At 63.3% G+C, this 16,204-nt stretch carries 16 protein-coding genes and 1 pseudogene; 12 read left to right on the forward strand and 5 right to left on the reverse strand.

Annotation, left to right across the window (positions count from 1 at the left end):
- Positions 1-28: 28 nt before the first annotated feature.
- The 7 genes from L1O02_RS11535 (at position 29) to L1O02_RS11565 (ending at position 8,286) form a co-directional block, all read left to right on the forward strand.
- Complete coding sequence (locus L1O02_RS11535) at positions 29-1,465, forward strand: amino acid permease (RefSeq protein WP_060840065.1); 1,437 nt, start codon at positions 29-31, stop codon at positions 1,463-1,465.
- Between the two features lie 41 nt (positions 1,466-1,506).
- Entirely contained in the window at positions 1,507-2,397 is an 891-nt protein-coding gene (locus L1O02_RS11540) for a LysR substrate-binding domain-containing protein (protein WP_235759887.1), read from the forward strand.
- Between the two features lie 16 nt (positions 2,398-2,413).
- Positions 2,414-3,790, forward strand: coding sequence for a threonine synthase (gene thrC, locus L1O02_RS11545; RefSeq protein WP_235759888.1), 1,377 nt, complete (start codon positions 2,414-2,416; stop codon positions 3,788-3,790).
- Between the two features lie 22 nt (positions 3,791-3,812).
- Positions 3,813-4,250, forward strand: coding sequence for an Lrp/AsnC family transcriptional regulator (locus L1O02_RS11550; RefSeq protein ID WP_060844064.1), 438 nt, complete (start codon positions 3,813-3,815; stop codon positions 4,248-4,250).
- A gap of 179 nt (positions 4,251-4,429) precedes the next feature.
- The gene (locus L1O02_RS11555) at positions 4,430-5,473 is read left to right on the forward strand and encodes a homoserine dehydrogenase (protein ID WP_235759889.1); all 1,044 of its coding nucleotides are present in this window, start codon (positions 4,430-4,432) and stop codon (positions 5,471-5,473) included.
- Between the two features lie 10 nt (positions 5,474-5,483).
- Positions 5,484-6,890 carry an aldehyde dehydrogenase family protein gene (locus L1O02_RS11560; RefSeq protein ID WP_235759890.1) on the forward strand — a complete coding sequence of 469 codons (1,407 nt, stop codon included), beginning with the start codon at positions 5,484-5,486 and terminating at the stop codon, positions 6,888-6,890.
- 154 nt (positions 6,891-7,044) lie between these two features.
- Complete coding sequence (locus L1O02_RS11565; RefSeq protein ID WP_235759891.1) at positions 7,045-8,286, forward strand: TPM domain-containing protein; 1,242 nt, start codon at positions 7,045-7,047, stop codon at positions 8,284-8,286.
- A gap of 70 nt (positions 8,287-8,356) precedes the next feature.
- Here the strand turns inward: L1O02_RS11565 and L1O02_RS11570 are convergent, their stop codons facing one another.
- A complete protein-coding gene (locus L1O02_RS11570; protein ID WP_108545704.1) occupies positions 8,357-8,572 on the reverse strand; it encodes a hypothetical protein in 216 nt (71 codons plus the stop codon).
- Positions 8,573-8,657: 85 nt separating this feature from the next.
- Here L1O02_RS11570 and L1O02_RS31160 point away from each other — a divergent pair.
- Positions 8,658-8,741 (forward strand): annotated as a pseudogene (locus tag L1O02_RS31160) (50S ribosomal protein L36); the annotation flags it as partial.
- Positions 8,742-8,810: 69 nt separating this feature from the next.
- On the opposite strand, the gene pseH reads toward L1O02_RS31160, so the two are convergent.
- Positions 8,811-9,359: a UDP-4-amino-4,6-dideoxy-N-acetyl-beta-L-altrosamine N-acetyltransferase gene (gene pseH, locus L1O02_RS11575; RefSeq protein WP_060840055.1), complete on the reverse strand. Its 549-nt coding sequence runs from the start codon at positions 9,357-9,359 to the stop codon at positions 8,811-8,813.
- Between the two features lie 129 nt (positions 9,360-9,488).
- On the opposite strand from pseH, the gene L1O02_RS11580 reads away from it, so the two are divergent.
- The 4 genes from L1O02_RS11580 to L1O02_RS11595 all read left to right on the forward strand — a co-directional run bounded on the left by L1O02_RS11580 (position 9,489) and on the right by L1O02_RS11595 (position 13,086).
- Entirely contained in the window at positions 9,489-10,373 is an 885-nt protein-coding gene (locus tag L1O02_RS11580; RefSeq protein ID WP_235759892.1) for a LysR family transcriptional regulator, read from the forward strand.
- A gap of 187 nt (positions 10,374-10,560) precedes the next feature.
- Positions 10,561-11,397: a bifunctional allantoicase/(S)-ureidoglycine aminohydrolase gene (locus L1O02_RS11585; protein ID WP_047305085.1), complete on the forward strand. Its 837-nt coding sequence runs from the start codon at positions 10,561-10,563 to the stop codon at positions 11,395-11,397.
- A 295-nt stretch (positions 11,398-11,692) separates the two neighbouring features.
- Positions 11,693-12,157 carry a GNAT family N-acetyltransferase gene (locus tag L1O02_RS11590; protein WP_235759893.1) on the forward strand — a complete coding sequence of 155 codons (465 nt, stop codon included), beginning with the start codon at positions 11,693-11,695 and terminating at the stop codon, positions 12,155-12,157.
- 296 nt (positions 12,158-12,453) lie between these two features.
- Positions 12,454-13,086: a hypothetical protein gene (locus L1O02_RS11595; protein WP_235759894.1), complete on the forward strand. Its 633-nt coding sequence runs from the start codon at positions 12,454-12,456 to the stop codon at positions 13,084-13,086.
- Between the two features lie 336 nt (positions 13,087-13,422).
- Here the strand turns inward: L1O02_RS11595 and L1O02_RS11600 are convergent, their stop codons facing one another.
- The 3 genes from L1O02_RS11600 to L1O02_RS11610 all read right to left on the reverse strand — a co-directional run bounded on the left by L1O02_RS11600 (position 13,423) and on the right by L1O02_RS11610 (position 16,122).
- Positions 13,423-14,001 carry a hypothetical protein gene (locus L1O02_RS11600; protein ID WP_235759895.1) on the reverse strand — a complete coding sequence of 193 codons (579 nt, stop codon included), beginning with the start codon at positions 13,999-14,001 and terminating at the stop codon, positions 13,423-13,425.
- A gap of 392 nt (positions 14,002-14,393) precedes the next feature.
- Positions 14,394-15,155: an SDR family oxidoreductase gene (locus L1O02_RS11605; RefSeq protein ID WP_235759896.1), complete on the reverse strand. Its 762-nt coding sequence runs from the start codon at positions 15,153-15,155 to the stop codon at positions 14,394-14,396.
- Between the two features lie 643 nt (positions 15,156-15,798).
- Positions 15,799-16,122: a DUF2388 domain-containing protein gene (locus L1O02_RS11610; protein ID WP_047305084.1), complete on the reverse strand. Its 324-nt coding sequence runs from the start codon at positions 16,120-16,122 to the stop codon at positions 15,799-15,801.
- Between the last annotated feature and the right edge of the window lie 82 nt (positions 16,123-16,204).

Raw genomic sequence — 16,204 nt, forward strand, 5'->3', positions numbered from 1 at the left:
TGCCCTGACAACTTTCATGAGAACCATCATGTCCCTACAAGAACAACAGGCCGACTTGCGCGGCGGCTTCAAGCAAGAAATGCAGACCCGGCACATTGTCATGCTCGCCCTTGGCGGGGTGATCGGCACCGGGCTGTTCCTCACTTCCGGCTACACGGTGAACCAGGCCGGCCCGCTGGGCGCGGTGATCGCCTACATCATCGGCGCGCTGATGGTGTACCTGGTGATGATGTGCCTGGGCGAACTGGCGGTGCAGATGCCCGAGACCGGCTCCTTCAGCACCTACGCCACACGCTTTCTCGGCCCCGGCACCGGCTACACCGTGGCCTGGCTGTACTGGCTGACCTGGACCGTGGCCATCGGCTCGGAGTTCACCGCCGCCGGGATCCTCATGGCCCGCTGGTTCCCCGACACCCCGGTGTGGATCTGGAGCGCGCTGTTCGCCATGGTGGTGTTCCTGTCCAACGTGGTGTCGGTGCGGCTGTTCGCCGAAACCGAGTTCTGGCTGTCGCTGGTCAAGGTGGTCACCGTGCTGGCCTTCCTGGCGGTGGGGGGCGGGGCGATCCTCGGTCTTTTACACATCGACCAGGCCCACAGCATTGGCCTGAGCAACTTCACCCGCGAGGGGCTGTTCCCCACCGGCTTCATGCCGATCGCCATGACTTTGCTGGCGGTGGCCTTTGCCTTCTCCGGCACCGAGCTGATCGGTATCGCCGCCGGCGAAACCCGTGACCCGCAACGCAACGTGCCACGGGCGATCCGCACCACGGTGCTGCGCCTGGCGATCTTCTTCGTCGGCACCATCTTCGTCCTCGCCACCCTGTTGCCCCGGGAGCAGGCCGGCCTGGTGGAAAGTCCGTTCGTCACGGTGTTCACCTACATCGGCATTCCGTACTCGGCCGACATCATGAACTTCGTGATCATCAGTGCGCTGCTGTCCGCCGCCAACTCCGGGCTGTACGCCGCCTCGCGGATGCTCTGGACCCTGAGCGACCAGGGCCATCTGCCCAAGCAGTTCTCGGCCCTGACCCGCATGGGCACGCCGCTCAACGCGATCATCGTGAGCATGGCCGGCGGCGCCGCCTCGCTGCTCAGCAGCGTGTTCGCCCCGGACACCATCTACCTGGCCCTGGTGTCGATTTCCGGGCTGGCGGTGGTGGTGGTGTGGATGAGCATCGCCGCCAGCCAGATCGCCTTCCGCCGGCACTTCGTGGCCAACGGCGGCGATGTGCGCGACCTGAAATTCCGTGTCCGTGGCTACCCCTGGGTGCCGCTGGGGGCGCTGTTGTGCTGCGCCCTGGCCTGTGTCGGCATCGGCTTCGATCCCGAGCAGCGTGTGGCCCTGTACTTCGGTGTGCCGTTCATCGCCTGGTGCTACTTCGTGTATTACATTACCCGCAGTAGCCGCCAGCGGCGCCTGGCCCTGGCACCTCTGGCACGCTCGTCCGATGCCCTGCCGGGCTGACGGACGGCAACGGCATCCAGGGTGTCCATGAGAGCCAGGCCATGAAGCAGAAAAGCTTGCCCCCGCTGAACTGGCTGCGCGCCTTCGAAGTGTCCGCCCGCTGCCTGAACTTCACCCACGCCGCCGAGGAGCTGTTCCTCACCCAGGGGGCGGTGAGCCAGCAGATCCGCCAGCTGGAAAGCCACCTCGGGGTGGCGCTGTTCAAGCGCCTGCCCCGGGGCCTGGACCTGACCGAGGAGGGCCGCTCCTACCTGCCGGTGGTGCAGGATGCCATCACCCGGCTGGCGGTGGGCACCAACGAGATTTTCGGCCAGCACCAGCACCGGCCGATCAAGGTGCGCGGCAGCCTGGCGTTCTTCGTCCACTGGCTGGCGCCCAAGCTGCTGACCTTTCAGCAGGCCCAGCCCCAGGTGGACATTCGGTACATCAGCAATATCTGGGTCAAGGAACTGGACGGCGAAGACGACCTGGAAATCCGCTGGGGTCGCGGTCACTGGCCGGGGCTGGTGGCCCAGCGCCTGACCTGGGACAGCCTGGTCCCGGTCTGCGCACCGGCGCTGCTGGCGCACCTGCCGCTGCAGGTGCCGGACGATCTGGCCCGCCATCAACTGCTGCACGTGCTGGGCTACGAAGAGGGCTGGGGCTACTGGCTGGAACGGGCCGGCGCCAGAGGCGTGGACTCGTCCCGGGGCATGCAGTTCGACACCCTGATCTCGACCCTGCGCATGGCCGAACTGGGGCAGGGCGTGGCCCTGGCCCGTTCCTCGATGGTCGCCGACATGCTGGCCGACGGGCGTCTGGTGGAGCCCTTCGAGCAGCGTATCGAGGCCAGCGAATCCTTTTACCTGGTGCGCGGCGCCGATGCCGAGCAACACCCCGATGCGCTGAAGTTCTCCACCTGGCTGGTGGAGCAGGCCCATCGCTACAAATGACTGGCCGGAGCCAAGCATGCGCTATGTGAGTACCCGCAGTGCCGCCGAACAGGTGGATTTTGCAACCGTGGTTTTGTCCGGTGTGGCCTCCGATGGCGGGCTGTATGTGCCGCAGCGGCTGCCGTGTTTCAGCCCCCAGGAAATCGCCAACTGGTCGACCCTGGATTACCCCGAACTGGCCTTTCGCGTGCTCAGCCCCTTTGTCGGCGACAGCCTGCCCGAGGCCGACTTCAAGGCCTTGCTGCACCGTGCCTACAGCGGTTTTGGCCATCGTGCGGTGGCGCCTTTGCGGCAGATCGATCGCAACGAATGGCTGCTGGAGCTGTTTCACGGTCCCAGCGGTTCGGCCAAGGACTTTGCCGCACGCCTGCAGGCCCAACTGGTGAGCTACTTTCTCCAGCGCCGGCAGCGTCGCGGGGTGCTGGTGGGCGCCAGCAACGGCGACACCGGGCTGGCGGCGATCGACGCCTTCAAGGACTGCCCGCAGACCCAGGTGCTGGTGTTCTACCCGCAGCACGGCGTGCCCGAGCAGCAGGGGCGGCAGTTGCAGGCGGCGCATCACCCGGGGTTGTGGCGCTTTGCGGTGCAGGGCAGTTTCGACGACTGCCAGACCCTGGTCAGCCGCCTGCTGCGCCAGTGGCCTTTGCCCGAGCACGAGGCGATCGGCTTCAACTCCAGCAACTGGGTGGGGGTCATGGCCCAGCTGGTGCTGTATTTCCATGCCGTGCTGCAACTGGGCGGCGGTCAGCGGCCCATCGGCTTCAGCGTGCCGGCGGCGAGTTTCGCCGAAGTCTATGCCGGCTACATCGTGCAGAAGATGGGCCTGCCGATCACCCAGATGATTGTCGCCACCAATAGCAATGACGCGCTGCATCAGCTGTTCCTGAAGAACCGCTACTCCCGCGGGCAGGCTCGCCAGAGCCTGTCGCCGGCCATGGACCTGTCGCTGTTTGCCAACCTCGAACGCCTGGTCTGGGAGCTGTATGGCCAGGACCCGCAGGCGGTGGCGGCGCTGATGCGGGGGTTCGAGGACAGCGGCGAGATGAGCCTGAACAACGAGGCTTGGCTGCAGGCGCGGATGATCATCGACTCCTATTCGGTCAGCGACGAAGAGACCGGCAAGGAGATCGTCAGCCTGTATCGGGACACCGGCTACGTCATCGATCCCCACGCCGCCACCGGGGTGCTGGCGGCGCGCCTGTACCGCCGCAGTCTGGTGGCACCGATGGTCACCCTGGGGGAAATCGCACCGGCCAAGTCGGCGCGGCTGCTGGGCTCGCTGGGCATTCCCGGGGTGGTCCCGCCACCGGTGGCAGCGCCCTCGACGCAGCAGTGGCTGACCCTGGCGGCGGATGATTTTGCCGCATTGCTGCATTGCCTGAAGGCACTGTGATGGACCGGTTCAAGGGGGCTGTATGAAGCGGATTCTGGATCCTCTGGACGAGCGCATCCTGGCCGAGCTGAGCGTCAATGCCCGGGCGGCTCATGCCGAGCTGGCGGCCAAGGTCAACCTGTCGCGCAATGCCGTGCGCCAGCGCATCGAACGCCTGGAGCGCGACGGCGCGATCCAGGGCTACACCATTCGCGTGGGCGAAGGGCGCGGGGCGGATACCCGGATCAATGCGCTGATCTTCGTCTACCGCTACGACCGCATGCGTGGCGCCGAGGTGTTGCAGGCCCTGCGCTCGATGCCGGAGATCGTCCAGTGCGAAGTGCTCAGTGGCGAGTTCGACGTGCTGGTGCGGGTCAGCGCCGCCACCGCGGAGCGGGTGCACCGGGTGTGGAATGACATCGCCGCCTTGCCCGGGGTGGAAAACACCGTGACGTCGTTTGTCTTGTCATCGGTGAGTTAGGGCGCTGTTCGCCACGAAAAAAAGCCAACGCAAGTTGGCTTTTTTTATGCCCGCTCACCTGGCTCCAGGGTTGAGCAAAATGCTCAGCAAATACAGCAAAACGGCATATTTCACTGCCCGGCCCCGGCCCCTAACCTTGTCTCCATCAGCTTCTTCAACCCGGATGGAACACAACAAAAATGACTGAATACAACATTGCCCTGGTGGGCTTCGGCGGGGTCAATCGGGCCCTGGCGCAACTGATTGCCGAGCGCAATCAGGCATGGAAAAAACAGCTGGGTTTCAGTTTGAAAATCGTCGGCATCAGCGATCTGTTCCTCGGTTCCATCGTGGCTCCCCAGGGGCTGGATGCCGGTCTGCTGAGCAAGCTGCCGGCAACCAAAGGCGCGTTGGCGCAACTGCCGGGCGGTCAGGTGGAGGCGCTCAATGAACAGGTGATCAAGGACTCCGGCGCCGACATCATCGCCGAGGCCACCTTCACCAATCCGGTGGACGGCGAGCCGGCCAGTACCTTCTGCCGCTGGGCCCTGGAGCAGGGCAAGCATGTGGTGACCACCAACAAGGGGCCGATCGCCCTGCACGGCGCCGAGCTCAAGGCCCTGGCCCAGCGCAATCAGGCGGCGTTCGAGTACGAAGGCGCGGTGATGAGCGGCACCCCGGTGATCCGCATGGCCAAGCAGTCCCTGGCGGGCAGTGAGCTGCTGGGTTTCGAGGGCATTCTCAATGGCACCTCCAACTTTGTGTTGACCCGCATGGACGCCGGCCTGGGCTTTGCCGAGGCGGTGGCCGAGGCCCAGGCCCTGGGGTACGCCGAGGCCGATCCGGCCGCGGATGTCGAAGGTTTTGACGTGCGCTTGAAGGTGGTGATCCTGGCCAACGAACTGCTCGGTGCTCAGCTGACCGTCAGCGACGTCAGCTGCCGCGGCATCTCCGGCCTGACGGCGGCGGACCTGGAGCAGGCCCGGGCCGAGGGCGCGCGCTGGAAGCTGATCGGTTCGGCCCGGCGCCTGGCCGATGGCTCGCTGCAGGCCAGTGTCGAGCCGCGGCTGTTGCCCCTGGCTCATCCGCTGGCGGGTATTGGCGGGGCGATCAACGCGGTGTCGTTCAACACCGAACTGCTGGGCGCGGTGACGGTGTCCGGGCCGGGCGCCGGGCGCATCGAGACGGCCTTTGCCTTGCTCTCGGACATCATCCACATCCACCAGTCGCGCACCAGCCGCTAGGAGCCTGTCCATGAATCTGTCACGTCTGGCGCCGGTCGCCGATTCGATTGACGTCTACAGCCCCTTCGATGGTCGCCTGGTCGGGACCGTGCCACGCCTTGACGCCTGTGCCGTGCCCTACCTGTTGCAGCAGGCGCGCCAGGGTGTGAACGACTGCGCCGCGATGCCGCGCCATCAGCGGGCACGGATTCTGGAGCGGGCGGCCTTGAATATCGAGCGCGACGCCGAGCATTTTGCCCGGCTGATCGTCGATGAAGCGGGCAAGACCCTGAAACAGGCGCAGAAGGAGGTCAAGCGCTGCGTCAACACCCTCAAGCTCTCGGCCGAAGAGGCCAAGCGCAATGCCGGCGAGGTGCTGCCCTTCGATGCTTACGAAGGTTCGGAGAACCGCCAGGGCTGGTTCTCTCGCGAGCCTCTGGGGTTGATCCTGGCGATCACCCCCTACAACGATCCGCTGAACCTGGTGGCGCACAAGCTGGGCCCGGCCATTGCCGGGGGCAACGGGGTGATCCTCAAGCCGTCGGAGCTGGCGCCGCTGTCGGCCATCAAGCTGGTGGACTACTTGCGCGATGCCGGGCTGCCGACTTCGGTGGTGACCCTGGCCACCGGCGGCGCGGAATTGGGCAAGGCCCTGGTGGCGGCCCGCGAGGTGCGGATGATTTCCTTCACCGGCGGCTTTGTCACCGGCGAGCAGATCGCCCGCAGCGCCGGCCTGAAGAAGCTGGCCATGGACCTGGGGGGCAACGCGCCGGTGATCGTCATGGCCGACTGCGACCTGGCAGCGACGGTGGAAAGCTGCGTGTCGGGGGCGTTCTGGGCGGCGGGGCAGAACTGCATCGGCACCCAGCGCCTGCTGGTCCAGGCCTCGATCTATGAGGCGTTTCGCGAGGCCTTTGTGCGCCTGGCCCGGGAGCAGGTCAGTGGCGATCCATCGGCCGACAGCACGGATATCGGGCCGATGATCAGCCTGCAGGCCGCGCAGAACGCGCAGAAGGTCGTGGATGAAGCACTGCAGCAGGGCGCGCGGTTGCTCTGCGGGCATCAGCGCCGGGGTTCGTGCTACGCCGCCACGGTGCTGGAGAATGTCGACCATGGCAGTCGGCTGTGGCAGGACGAGGTCTTTGCGCCTGTGGTGGTCTTGCAGCCGTTCGACGACCTGGATCAGGCCATCGCCCTGGCCAACCAGCCCGAATACAGCCTGCATGCGGGGATCTTCACCAACGATCTGCGCACCGCCATGGACGCCGCGCGGCGGATCGAGGCCGGTGGGGTGATGATCAACGATTCGTCCGATTACCGTTTCGATGCCATGCCGTTTGGCGGCTTCAAGTACGGCAGCCTGGGCCGCGAAGGGGTGCGTTTCGCCTATGAGGAAATGACCCAGCCCAAGGTGGTGTGCCTCAACAGCCTGAGCTGAGGCCAATTGCAGCAACACGACAGGTCGTCGGGCACCGGGCAGGTTTGGTCACCTGCCCGGTGTTTTTTTGTCTGCGCGGCAGCGGATCGAATCGACCCGGGGAGCGGGGGTGGTAGAGTCCGCCCACCCAGGATGAAGGATGCGGGAAGCGCGAATGATCAAGCTGTTGTGGCAACAAGGGCGCGGGCTGTGGCTGGCGTTGTTTCTCGGGCTGCTGCCGGCGCCGGGCTACGCCGAGCCGGTGCCACCGGGGTTGGCGAGGATTGAGCTGGACCGGCGAATCATCGATCTGAGCGGCACGCTGGACGCGGCGCAGCAGCAGCGCATGAGCGAGAAACTTGCGGCCCTGGAGCAGCGCCGCGGTGCGCAGATCGCGGTGATGCTGGTGCCCAGCCTCGGCCAGCAAAGCATCGAAGCCCTGAGCAACCAGCTGTTTCGCGCCTGGAAGCTGGGGCGCAAGGGGATCGATGACGGCCTCCTGCTGCTGGTGGCGAAGAACGATCGCCAGGTGCGCATCGAGGTGGGTTATGGCCTGGAGCCGGTGGTCACCGACCTGCTGGCCGGACAGATCATCGCCCGGGACCTGACCCCGGCCTTTCGCCGGGGGGATTTCGCCGCAGGCATCGAACAGGCCCTGGATGACCTGATTGTGCTGGTGGACGGTGGCGAACTGGCGGAACCGGCGCCCTTGCAGGTGCCCTTGCAGATCCCCCTCGAAGTCTATGCCTTGCTGCTGGCCTTCATCATCGGGGCGGTGGCGGGAGTGATGCTGGCCGCGGGCTGGAAGTGGCGCCGGGTCCTGGTCGCTCTGGTGCTGCTGGTGGTGTTGCTGGTGGGCGCGGTGGGCGGTCGCGAGTGGCTGGTGCAATTGTTCCTGGTGCCGCTGTGCATGCTGGTGGGTGGGGCGACGTTCGCCGGGCTGTGGCAGGCGCGCCGGGTGTTCTACGGGGTGCTGGGGCTGCTGCTGTACATCGCTGTGTTGACCCTGGTCAGTCAGTTCCTGGGCCGTTCGACCTTCCTCTACGGGCTGGCCTGGCCGGCCGGCGTACTGCTGGTGCTGGGAGGGCATTGGCTGCTCTATCGCATGATGCGCAACCGCTGGCGCAAGAGCCCCAAGGGTTTTGCGTGGCGACTGGGGGCGCTGCTGGTGCTGATCCTGCTGATGGCCTGGGGTGTCGACGCCTGGAGTACGGCCCGGCAGTGGCTGACGCTGTTGCCGTTCGCCTACTTCCTCGGTTTCATGCTGTTTGCCAGTACCGGCGGTTTTCACTGGACCCGCGGCGGCGCCAGTGGTGGTGCCAGTGGTGGCGGTAGTGCCGGCAGTTCGAGCTCGGGAGGCGGGTTCTCCGGAGGCGGCGGTTCCAGTGGCGGCGGTGGAGCGTCGGGCAGTTGGTGATTCGCCTGTTGGCCTTTCCCATGGCGGACGGACCGGCCCAGGCGCTGCCGTGTCCGTCCGGGTTCGTGGATCAGACGACTTCGTCGATCAACGAGGTTTTTGGCGCCGTGACCGTGACCGGTGGCTGAGGCTGTTCCTTGGCCTTGTCTCTGAGTTTTTCCAGCGCCTCTTGCTGTTGCGCCGTCAGGGGCGGTGGGGTCAGCACCTTGCCCGAGTCAGGCAGCTTGATGCCGGGCTGAGAGCCGCCGGCGGTCAGGGGGGGAAGGGGACGGTTGTTTATTTCCATGTCACTGCATCCTTCAGTGGGGGGTGAATAAGAGATAACGGCCGTCTTGCGCCGATCTTTAGAGCCGATGCTCTAGATCGCCAGTCGCGGGCGGGTCGATGTGATCGGCAAATCCAATCCACCCTTCAAGGCATGCCGGGGCGGGGCAAGCAATCGCCACAAGGGTTGATCCAGTACCTGCTCCCGTTGGGTTCAGGGCGCCCGATACCCCGCAAGTACTGCCGGGCCCCTTGCTGGCTTAGCGGCCCAGGCGGGCGATCAGGGGCTCGAGCGTCGGACGTTTGCTCTGCCACTCCGCCTTGGTGATGCCCAGCAGGACCACGTCGATGCGCTGGCCATCCTTGAGGATGTTCTGGCGCCGCAGCCCCTCCTGTTGGAAGCCGAATTTCAGGTGCATGTTGATGACGGCCGGGTTACTGGCCAGCACCTCGCAGTTGAGCTTTTCCAGGCCGGCTTCGTTGAAGGCGTAGTCCAGCATCCAGAATTCGATCTGGCTGCCCAGGCCTTTGCCTTGCTGTTCGGCGTCCAGATAGAACGCCCAGTCGGCGGTTTTCTGGCGGGCATTGATGGCATTGAGTGACACGATGCCCAGGGCTCGGCCGTGCCCCATGACCACAAACACCGCCTGGGCCGGATTGCCCCGCAGCGACTCCAGCCAGCGCTGGTGTTCCTGCTCGCTGATTTCGTGGGCGGTGTACATGTACTGGCGCACCTCTTTCTGGTTGCGCAGCGTGCGTACGTGGGCCTGGGTGGCGGGGTCGGCATCGACCAGGGGGATGAACTGCATCCTGATGTCCTTCTCGGATGGGTAAGCGGTGGTGGCGCATGATGGCATATCCACGGCCGCTGCATGGATTTGTCTCGCGGGACAAGAACCGGTAGAAAGAGCCCTCGCATTCAGAAAACAGATACCTGCATGAGCAACATCGAGAAACCCAATAGCCGCCTGTTCGACCTCGACTTGCTGCGGGCCATTGTTACGGTGGCCGATTGCGGCAGTTTCACCACGGCGGCCAGTCGTCTGCATTCGACTCAGTCCACCGTCAGCCAGAAGATCCGCCGCCTGGAGGAGATGGCCGGGCACCGCCTGCTGGAGCGTGGCAATCGCGATGTCCTGCCCACCGATGCCGGCGCCACGCTGCTGGGGTATGCCCGGCGCCTGCTGGCGCTGAACGACGAGATGCTTGAGGCGCTGTCCGGCGCCACGGTGGCGCTGACGGTGCGGATCGGCGTACCGGATGACTTTGCCGCGGGGCGCACCACCGAGCAGTTGGCCGCCTTCAATCGCCGCTATCCCCAGGTCAAGCTGGAAGTCACCAGCGGCATGAGTCGCGACCTGAGCGCCAGCTATGACCGCGGCGAACTGGACCTGGTGGTGCTCAAGCAACTGCGCAACAGCCGCGAGGCCCTGGGCTGCTGGCCGGAGAAGACCCGCTGGGTGGACAGCGCGAAAAACCCCTGCATCGACCTCGACCCGCTGCCCATCGTCACCTTCCCGCCGCGTGGGGTGTACCGCGATGAAATGATCAATGCCCTGGAGTCCATCGGCCGGCGCTGGCACATCAGTTTCACCAGCTCCAGCCTCAGTGGCCTGCAGTCGGCGATTGCCGATGGCATGGGCATCGGCCTGCTGCCGATGCGCGCGGTGACGGCGGGGCATCAGGTTCTGGCCCGCAGCAGCGGGTTGCCGTCGGTGGATGTGTTCGAGGTGGCGTTGCTGCACCGTCCGGCGGCGGATCCCATGGTCAAGGAGCTGGCCCGGGTATTGTCTCGGGTGCTGGCCCAGGAAACCCGGGGCTGAGTCTGTTTGGTATTTGATAAATGAATATGCCGGATTCCGGTATTTAATTTGTGCATGAAAGCGGCGCTGGATATCGTGGTGCACAGCAGAGGTCCGCGCCGCCCTTCGTGGCGCGTCGACCCGCAGCTTTGTTGACCCCGACGGCGCTGCTGTACGGGGCAGCAAAACAACAATGAGGAGAGTCTCGATGTCCAAAACCACTTATTACGCACCCCACGGCGGGCACCCGGCGCAGACCGAAATGCTCACCGACCGTGCCATGTTCACCGAAGCCTATGCCGTGATCCCCAAGGGCGTGATGCGTGACATCGTCACCAGCCACCTGCCGCACTGGGACAACATGCGCATGTGGGTGATTGCCCGTCCGCTGTCGGGTTTTGCCGAAACCTTTTCCCAGTACATCGTCGAAGTGGGCGCCAACGGCGGCAGCGACAAGCCCGAGCAGGACCCCAACGCCGAAGCGGTGCTGTTCGTCGTCGAAGGCGAAGTCAACCTGACCCTGCAGGGCCAGGAGCACGTCCTCAAGCCCGGTGGTTATGCCTTCATCCCGCCGGCGGCCGACTGGAAGCTGCGCAACACCAGCGGCACCGAGGCGCGCTTCCACTGGATCCGCAAGCACTACCAGAAAGTCGACGGCGTGCCGTACCCGGACGCGTTCGTCACCAACGAGCAGGACATCGAGCCGCGGGTGATGCCGGACACCGAAGGTCGCTGGAGCACCACGCGGTTTGTCGACATGAGCGACATGCGCCATGACATGCACGTCAACATCGTCAACTTCGAGCCGGGCGGCGTGATTCCGTTCGCCGAGACTCATGTCATGGAGCACGGCCTGTATGTTCTGGAAGGCAAGGCGGTGTATCGCCTGAACCAGGACTGGGTGGAAGTCGAGGCTGGCGACTTCATGTGGCTGCGCGCCTTCTGCCCGCAGGCCTGCTACTCCGGCGGCCCGGGTCGCTTCCGCTACCTGCTGTACAAGGATGTGAACCGCCAGATGCGCCTGACCCTCAACGCACCGCATTGAGCCGATCGCCGGGCAGGGCCGCTCAAGGGCTCTGCAGCGGCGTGCGGCGAGGGATGAAAACCGGCGAATATTCGCCGGTTTTTTTATTGCTTGTCAGAACAATCACAGCGTTGCCGCTTGATTCGATAAGGCCAGCTTTCTAGAATTTTGCCGCCGCTTGAGCCGGACCAGTAAGCGCTTGTTTTTCCGCGAGACACAAGGAGGTGCCCTATGAGCCAGTTTCCAACGATGTTTCCACTACTGAACCATCAACAAAATTCTGGAGGGGCAATCACTGCTCCGCGGAGACACCCACATGCAAATGCTTTATCCCTCGGTAACCCTCACCCCCGTATCTACTTGCGATGAAGAAGCGCAATGTTGCGCGCTGCAAGTGCGCGACGAGCAAAGTGACTTCATTGCCAGCAACGCAGAATCATTGGAACAGGCCGACCAAAGCCCTTGGTGTGAACCCCTGGCGGTGCGCGCTAGCCATTCCGGTGAACTGGTTGGCTTCCTCATGCATGCCCTGGACCCTGATGATAATGGCCGATGGATCTATCGGCTGATGGTCGATCGACGCTATCAGGGGATGGGCTATGGGCGTGCCGCGTTGCGTGCACTTTTGGCCTATCTGAGGCCATTGCCGGGCGGTCCCTGGGTCACTCTCGGCGTTGCGCCGGACAACAGGGAGGCGCGCAATCTATATGCTTCGGAAGGCTTTCTGGAGACAGGCGAGGTGATTGATGGGGAGCTGGTGATGCGCTTGCGCCTGTCGTGAGCACCGACGTGAAATGAGGTCCCGGATCGGCTTCACTGTCTCCCGGGTTTCAGCCTGACGCATTTGACCATGAACGTTACCGAGCCCCGCCATCGTGCGGGGCTTTTTCATGAGCCGTTCCTGGACGGGAAGGTCGCAGAGCCACCTTGCGGCCCGGGCTGTACCTGCGCCTGGCGTTGGCCAGTGGGCCCTGGGAAGTGCGTTGAACAATCAATGCGCTGAAAAAGCCCGACGATCCCAGGGCGACTGTCTGGCAGTAGTGGTACCGTCTACGCTGCACTCCTGGAGCTTCCTTAATGAATCGCCAATGCCCATCTCGCCTTGTCACAGCGCCTCCAGCTGCGCCGGGCAACGACGATTTTGCTCCTCACCCACCTATTTGGCAGCAAGATCCGGACTTGCCGATCATGGGCAGCGCTGCAGCGGCCATCATGGGGTTCTGCTTCTTGGTGCTTTGGTCTTTCCCGGTCTTGGTGCTGACGATATTGCTCCTTCTGGGGGCCGAAGCGATGCTAGGTGAACCGCGCAGCGATGGGTCGAGTTTCACAACGGCGCTTCTCATCCAGTTCCTGCTGGGCTTTACCGTGCTCATGGGACTGGTCTTCGCGTGGATTTTCTCTGTGCCCAGAGTGCTGGCCTTCACGTTCGACGAAAACCAGCAACTGCTGACCCTTACCGTCAGCCGGCGCGGCCGTAAGCCCACCGAAGTACGGGTGCCATATAGCGACATCATTGGCATCTACCCTTACGTGTTCGCCAGTTATGACCGCGATGGCCATTTCAGCGTTTTGTGTCAGGGGCCAAGGGGCAAGCAGTCGCTATACCGATTGGCCGAGGGTACTTCTCTGGAAGAAATGGAGTTTCATTCGGCGTGGTTGCGAGGAGCGTTAGGCGAGCGGATGCATAACCTGGCGGATCTGGACAAATGAACCAAGCGCGCCCATCCCGCCACTTTTTCGGGCGTTTATCCGTTCGAGGCATTGGGGGAGGAGGTACATGATCCTTGAATTCATGGCCGCGTGGTTGATTGGGATGAGGGTGTTATGGGGGACCTGATAGGGGAGGCGTTGTTTCATGCGACCTGACTGGAACGGCCGGCCAATGAGGGTGAAGCGCATTGGCGTCCAGACAGTTTCTTGCTGTCGGCAAGGCAGTGAACGGCAACCTGGCTGAGGTGTCGTCAGTTCAACTATGTGCAACTTGAGCCTTGAAGGATAAGAGGACGCCACTTGTCGAACAGCCTGTGCGCGGCGTCTCTTGGTTGTTCAATGCACGCTGCGGGCGGCCTTCCAGAGGTCTTGCGCACCCAGGCCGGCCTGCCAGGCTTCGAAGCGGGATCGCCATTGTTCAAAAGCCGGGCCCAGGGGATGACGGGGGTCGCCGCTGAGTGAATAGGCCATACCCTCGATCAGCCATTTGGGCTGGGTGGCGACGGCCAGGTTGCCGAGCGCTTCCGCCTGCCGGTAATGGATCAGTTCGTGGGCCAGATAAAACGCTTTCCAGCCGCGAGGGGCGACGATCAAGCCAGCATCGCCAACGGCGGTTGCTGCGCGCTGGCCAAGTCCAAAGGATTCAGCGCAAGAGTCGGTTGCGCAAAACACCACCCGAGGCACACGGCGAAACGGTCCGACGGCAGTGGCGGCCGTTGCGTATCCCGCGGCATAGAGTTGTTGGGCCTCGGCCAGACGGCTGACGCTGTCTATGCAGATATCCGCAAGTGGGCACGTCACTGGCGCCACCAGCCCGGGCGCGACAACGCGCAGCGGTTTCACAACGGCCAGCACAGCGGCTGGTAGTGACAAGGCAGCGATGGCGGCAATCAGGAGCGGGCGCTTGAGTTTCATGAGGAAGCACGCGTCGGCAGGAGTGGAGAGGGGCGCGGGGCTTTTCAGGGGCGCCGCGTCTCGCCACTAGCCAGCAGACGAGTCAGCAACGGCCTGAGCGACCTCTGTGCCCCGTCGCTGATGCGCATTGCAGCCGATGATGGCCGTGGAGGATTGGAAAAACACGACCGGCGTCCACCGGAATGAACCCGACGAAGGGCTTTATTCGGGCGGCTCGATCAGTTTCAGCCCTGATGCCTGGCGTTGCCCGCCGGTGGTTGACCTTGAGCCAATGGTGATCTGGGCGAGGTGGTTGACCTTGCCAAGACCATCCGTGAAGTGTCGATGCGGTCGAGCATGGTCGCCGGCAAGGTGAGGTGCTGTTCATTGGCGACGCCGGCAAGGCTTGGGAACTAGGTCAGATTCAACCCGCCGTCCGAGAGGAGTATCTCGCCGGTCAAGTAATCCGACTCGACCAGCATGATCACGGCATGGGCGATGTCATCTGGGCTGGCGGCCCTGCGCATCGGGGCGCGAGTTCGCCACAACTCTTGGGCATCGGTCCACTCTGCGGTCATGGGCGTGTCGACCAAGCCTGGCGCCACAGCGTTTACGCGAATGTCTGGCCCCAGCGATAACGCGAGCAAGCGGGTCATGTGATTCAGCGCGGCTTTGCTGACCGCATAGGGAATCGACGCGCCTTTAGGACGGATACCGGCATGTGAACTGATGTTCACGACACAACCCGCTCGCCGCTGACGGGCGGCATCGCGCAATGCCGACTCGGCCAATGTGACGAGGTGGAACGGTGCCACGACATTCACCTCGTTCAGTTCGTGCCACACCATCGAGTTGGCCGAGGCAAGGTCGCCGTGGGGAATGACTCTGCTAATACCAGCGTTATTGACCAATACATCGAGCTGCCCCCACGCGGCGATCGCCTCGTTAACAAGCCTGACCCTGTCAGCTTCGACAGCAAGATCGGCTTGTACATAAACAGCCTGTTTCATTTCAGCGGCCATAGCGCGTCCCGTATCCGCAGAACTTCGCGAATGGAGCACCACCGCATAGCCTGCCTGGCTGAGTGCACGTGCAATGGCTGCACCGATGCCGGAAGTGGATCCTGTCACCAACGCGACGCGTAATCCGTTATCGATTATCGGATTGGGGGTCATATGGACTTCTCTGATGGGTTGCTGGAAAGCCGTTATCGGAACACCAAGCGGGCAAGGTTGGAACGGGTCGGCGTAACCAGGCACGGGCCTTGTTCATCAGCGTCTATTTCCCTGAGGGCCGAGTAGAGCGCCGCATGATAAGGGCTGCCGATTCCAAGTCCAGCATCCTGTCCGTTGGGCAGGTCGACAGGAGCCCTGTATGCGCAAAGATGGGAGCAGGGTTGCCGTTGAATCCGACGCCTGTTAGACAGCCGGCCCAAAGTGTCGCCAAGGACTGCAATCAATGTTTCTGCTAATGATGGTTCTCTCGCTCTGGGCGGAGGATCCTGCCTATGTCGTCAACGAAGAAAACTGCAAATTCGGGCATTTTGTTGAGCTACCGAAGGACAACAGACAGGGGCGGCTGATCAAGGCGTGCATCTAGCGAATGGAAGGTAAAACCCCGCCTCTTTTTGAACGCGTGCAGGCCAATCCTGTTCGGCCACTGACAGAACTCATGGAGGCGCCTGCTGAATTACGCTAACGCGGCTTGGCTAACCGTCCGCTGGAACTTGAGGAAAGTGCTGTGGGGAGGCTGGTTTTATTTCAGGCATGACTTTGATGAAGTCCTGTGCCGCTGCACGTGATGCCAGGAGAACAGACTTCAGAGTGTAGTAGCGATTGCCAGGGCCAGTTGTTCGTCGGTCATGTACGGCTGGCCATAGGCCGAGTGGTAGTAGCGAACGGCTTGCTCGAATTGAGCGCCGCGAATCTCGCCATTTGAGCCTACGAATGCCAGTGCATCAGCCTTGGCAGGCTGGAATTGCTTCACCGCCAGCTCAGATAGTCCGGTTGTTCCTGAAAGAAGCAAGGTTGGAGCCAGCGTTATCATCATCATCGAGTTTTGATAGGAGCCCTTGTTTTCCGCCGCGGCTTGAGCACCGGTCAATGCCAGGATGACGAACACTAGAGTTTTCCATTTATGCATTCCTCACCGCTTCCTTGCTGCCTGCCGAATAGTGGCGCAACGATACCAAGGTGGGTCGCTGTATAGATAGAAGAATCCCGGT

Origin of the sequence: Pseudomonas sp. BC42 (genome assembly GCF_021560055.1) — a bacterium.
GTDB lineage: Bacteria > Pseudomonadota > Gammaproteobacteria > Pseudomonadales > Pseudomonadaceae > Aquipseudomonas.

Coding starts and splice junctions, on each gene's coding strand:
- L1O02_RS11535 (WP_060840065.1), top strand. CDS start 29: ATGTCCCTACAAGAACAACAGGCCGACTTGCGCGGCGGCTTCAAGCAA.
- L1O02_RS11540 (WP_235759887.1), top strand. CDS start 1,507: ATGAAGCAGAAAAGCTTGCCCCCGCTGAACTGGCTGCGCGCCTTCGAA.
- thrC (WP_235759888.1), top strand. CDS start 2,414: ATGCGCTATGTGAGTACCCGCAGTGCCGCCGAACAGGTGGATTTTGCA.
- L1O02_RS11550 (WP_060844064.1), top strand. CDS start 3,813: ATGAAGCGGATTCTGGATCCTCTGGACGAGCGCATCCTGGCCGAGCTG.
- L1O02_RS11555 (WP_235759889.1), top strand. CDS start 4,430: ATGACTGAATACAACATTGCCCTGGTGGGCTTCGGCGGGGTCAATCGG.
- L1O02_RS11560 (WP_235759890.1), top strand. CDS start 5,484: ATGAATCTGTCACGTCTGGCGCCGGTCGCCGATTCGATTGACGTCTAC.
- L1O02_RS11565 (WP_235759891.1), top strand. CDS start 7,045: ATGATCAAGCTGTTGTGGCAACAAGGGCGCGGGCTGTGGCTGGCGTTG.
- L1O02_RS11570 (WP_108545704.1), bottom strand. CDS start 8,572: ATGGAAATAAACAACCGTCCCCTTCCCCCCCTGACCGCCGGCGGCTCT.
- pseH (WP_060840055.1), bottom strand. CDS start 9,359: ATGCAGTTCATCCCCCTGGTCGATGCCGACCCCGCCACCCAGGCCCAC.
- L1O02_RS11580 (WP_235759892.1), top strand. CDS start 9,489: ATGAGCAACATCGAGAAACCCAATAGCCGCCTGTTCGACCTCGACTTG.
- L1O02_RS11585 (WP_047305085.1), top strand. CDS start 10,561: ATGTCCAAAACCACTTATTACGCACCCCACGGCGGGCACCCGGCGCAG.
- L1O02_RS11590 (WP_235759893.1), top strand. CDS start 11,693: ATGCAAATGCTTTATCCCTCGGTAACCCTCACCCCCGTATCTACTTGC.
- L1O02_RS11595 (WP_235759894.1), top strand. CDS start 12,454: ATGAATCGCCAATGCCCATCTCGCCTTGTCACAGCGCCTCCAGCTGCG.
- L1O02_RS11600 (WP_235759895.1), bottom strand. CDS start 14,001: ATGAAACTCAAGCGCCCGCTCCTGATTGCCGCCATCGCTGCCTTGTCA.
- L1O02_RS11605 (WP_235759896.1), bottom strand. CDS start 15,155: ATGACCCCCAATCCGATAATCGATAACGGATTACGCGTCGCGTTGGTG.
- L1O02_RS11610 (WP_047305084.1), bottom strand. CDS start 16,122: ATGCATAAATGGAAAACTCTAGTGTTCGTCATCCTGGCATTGACCGGT.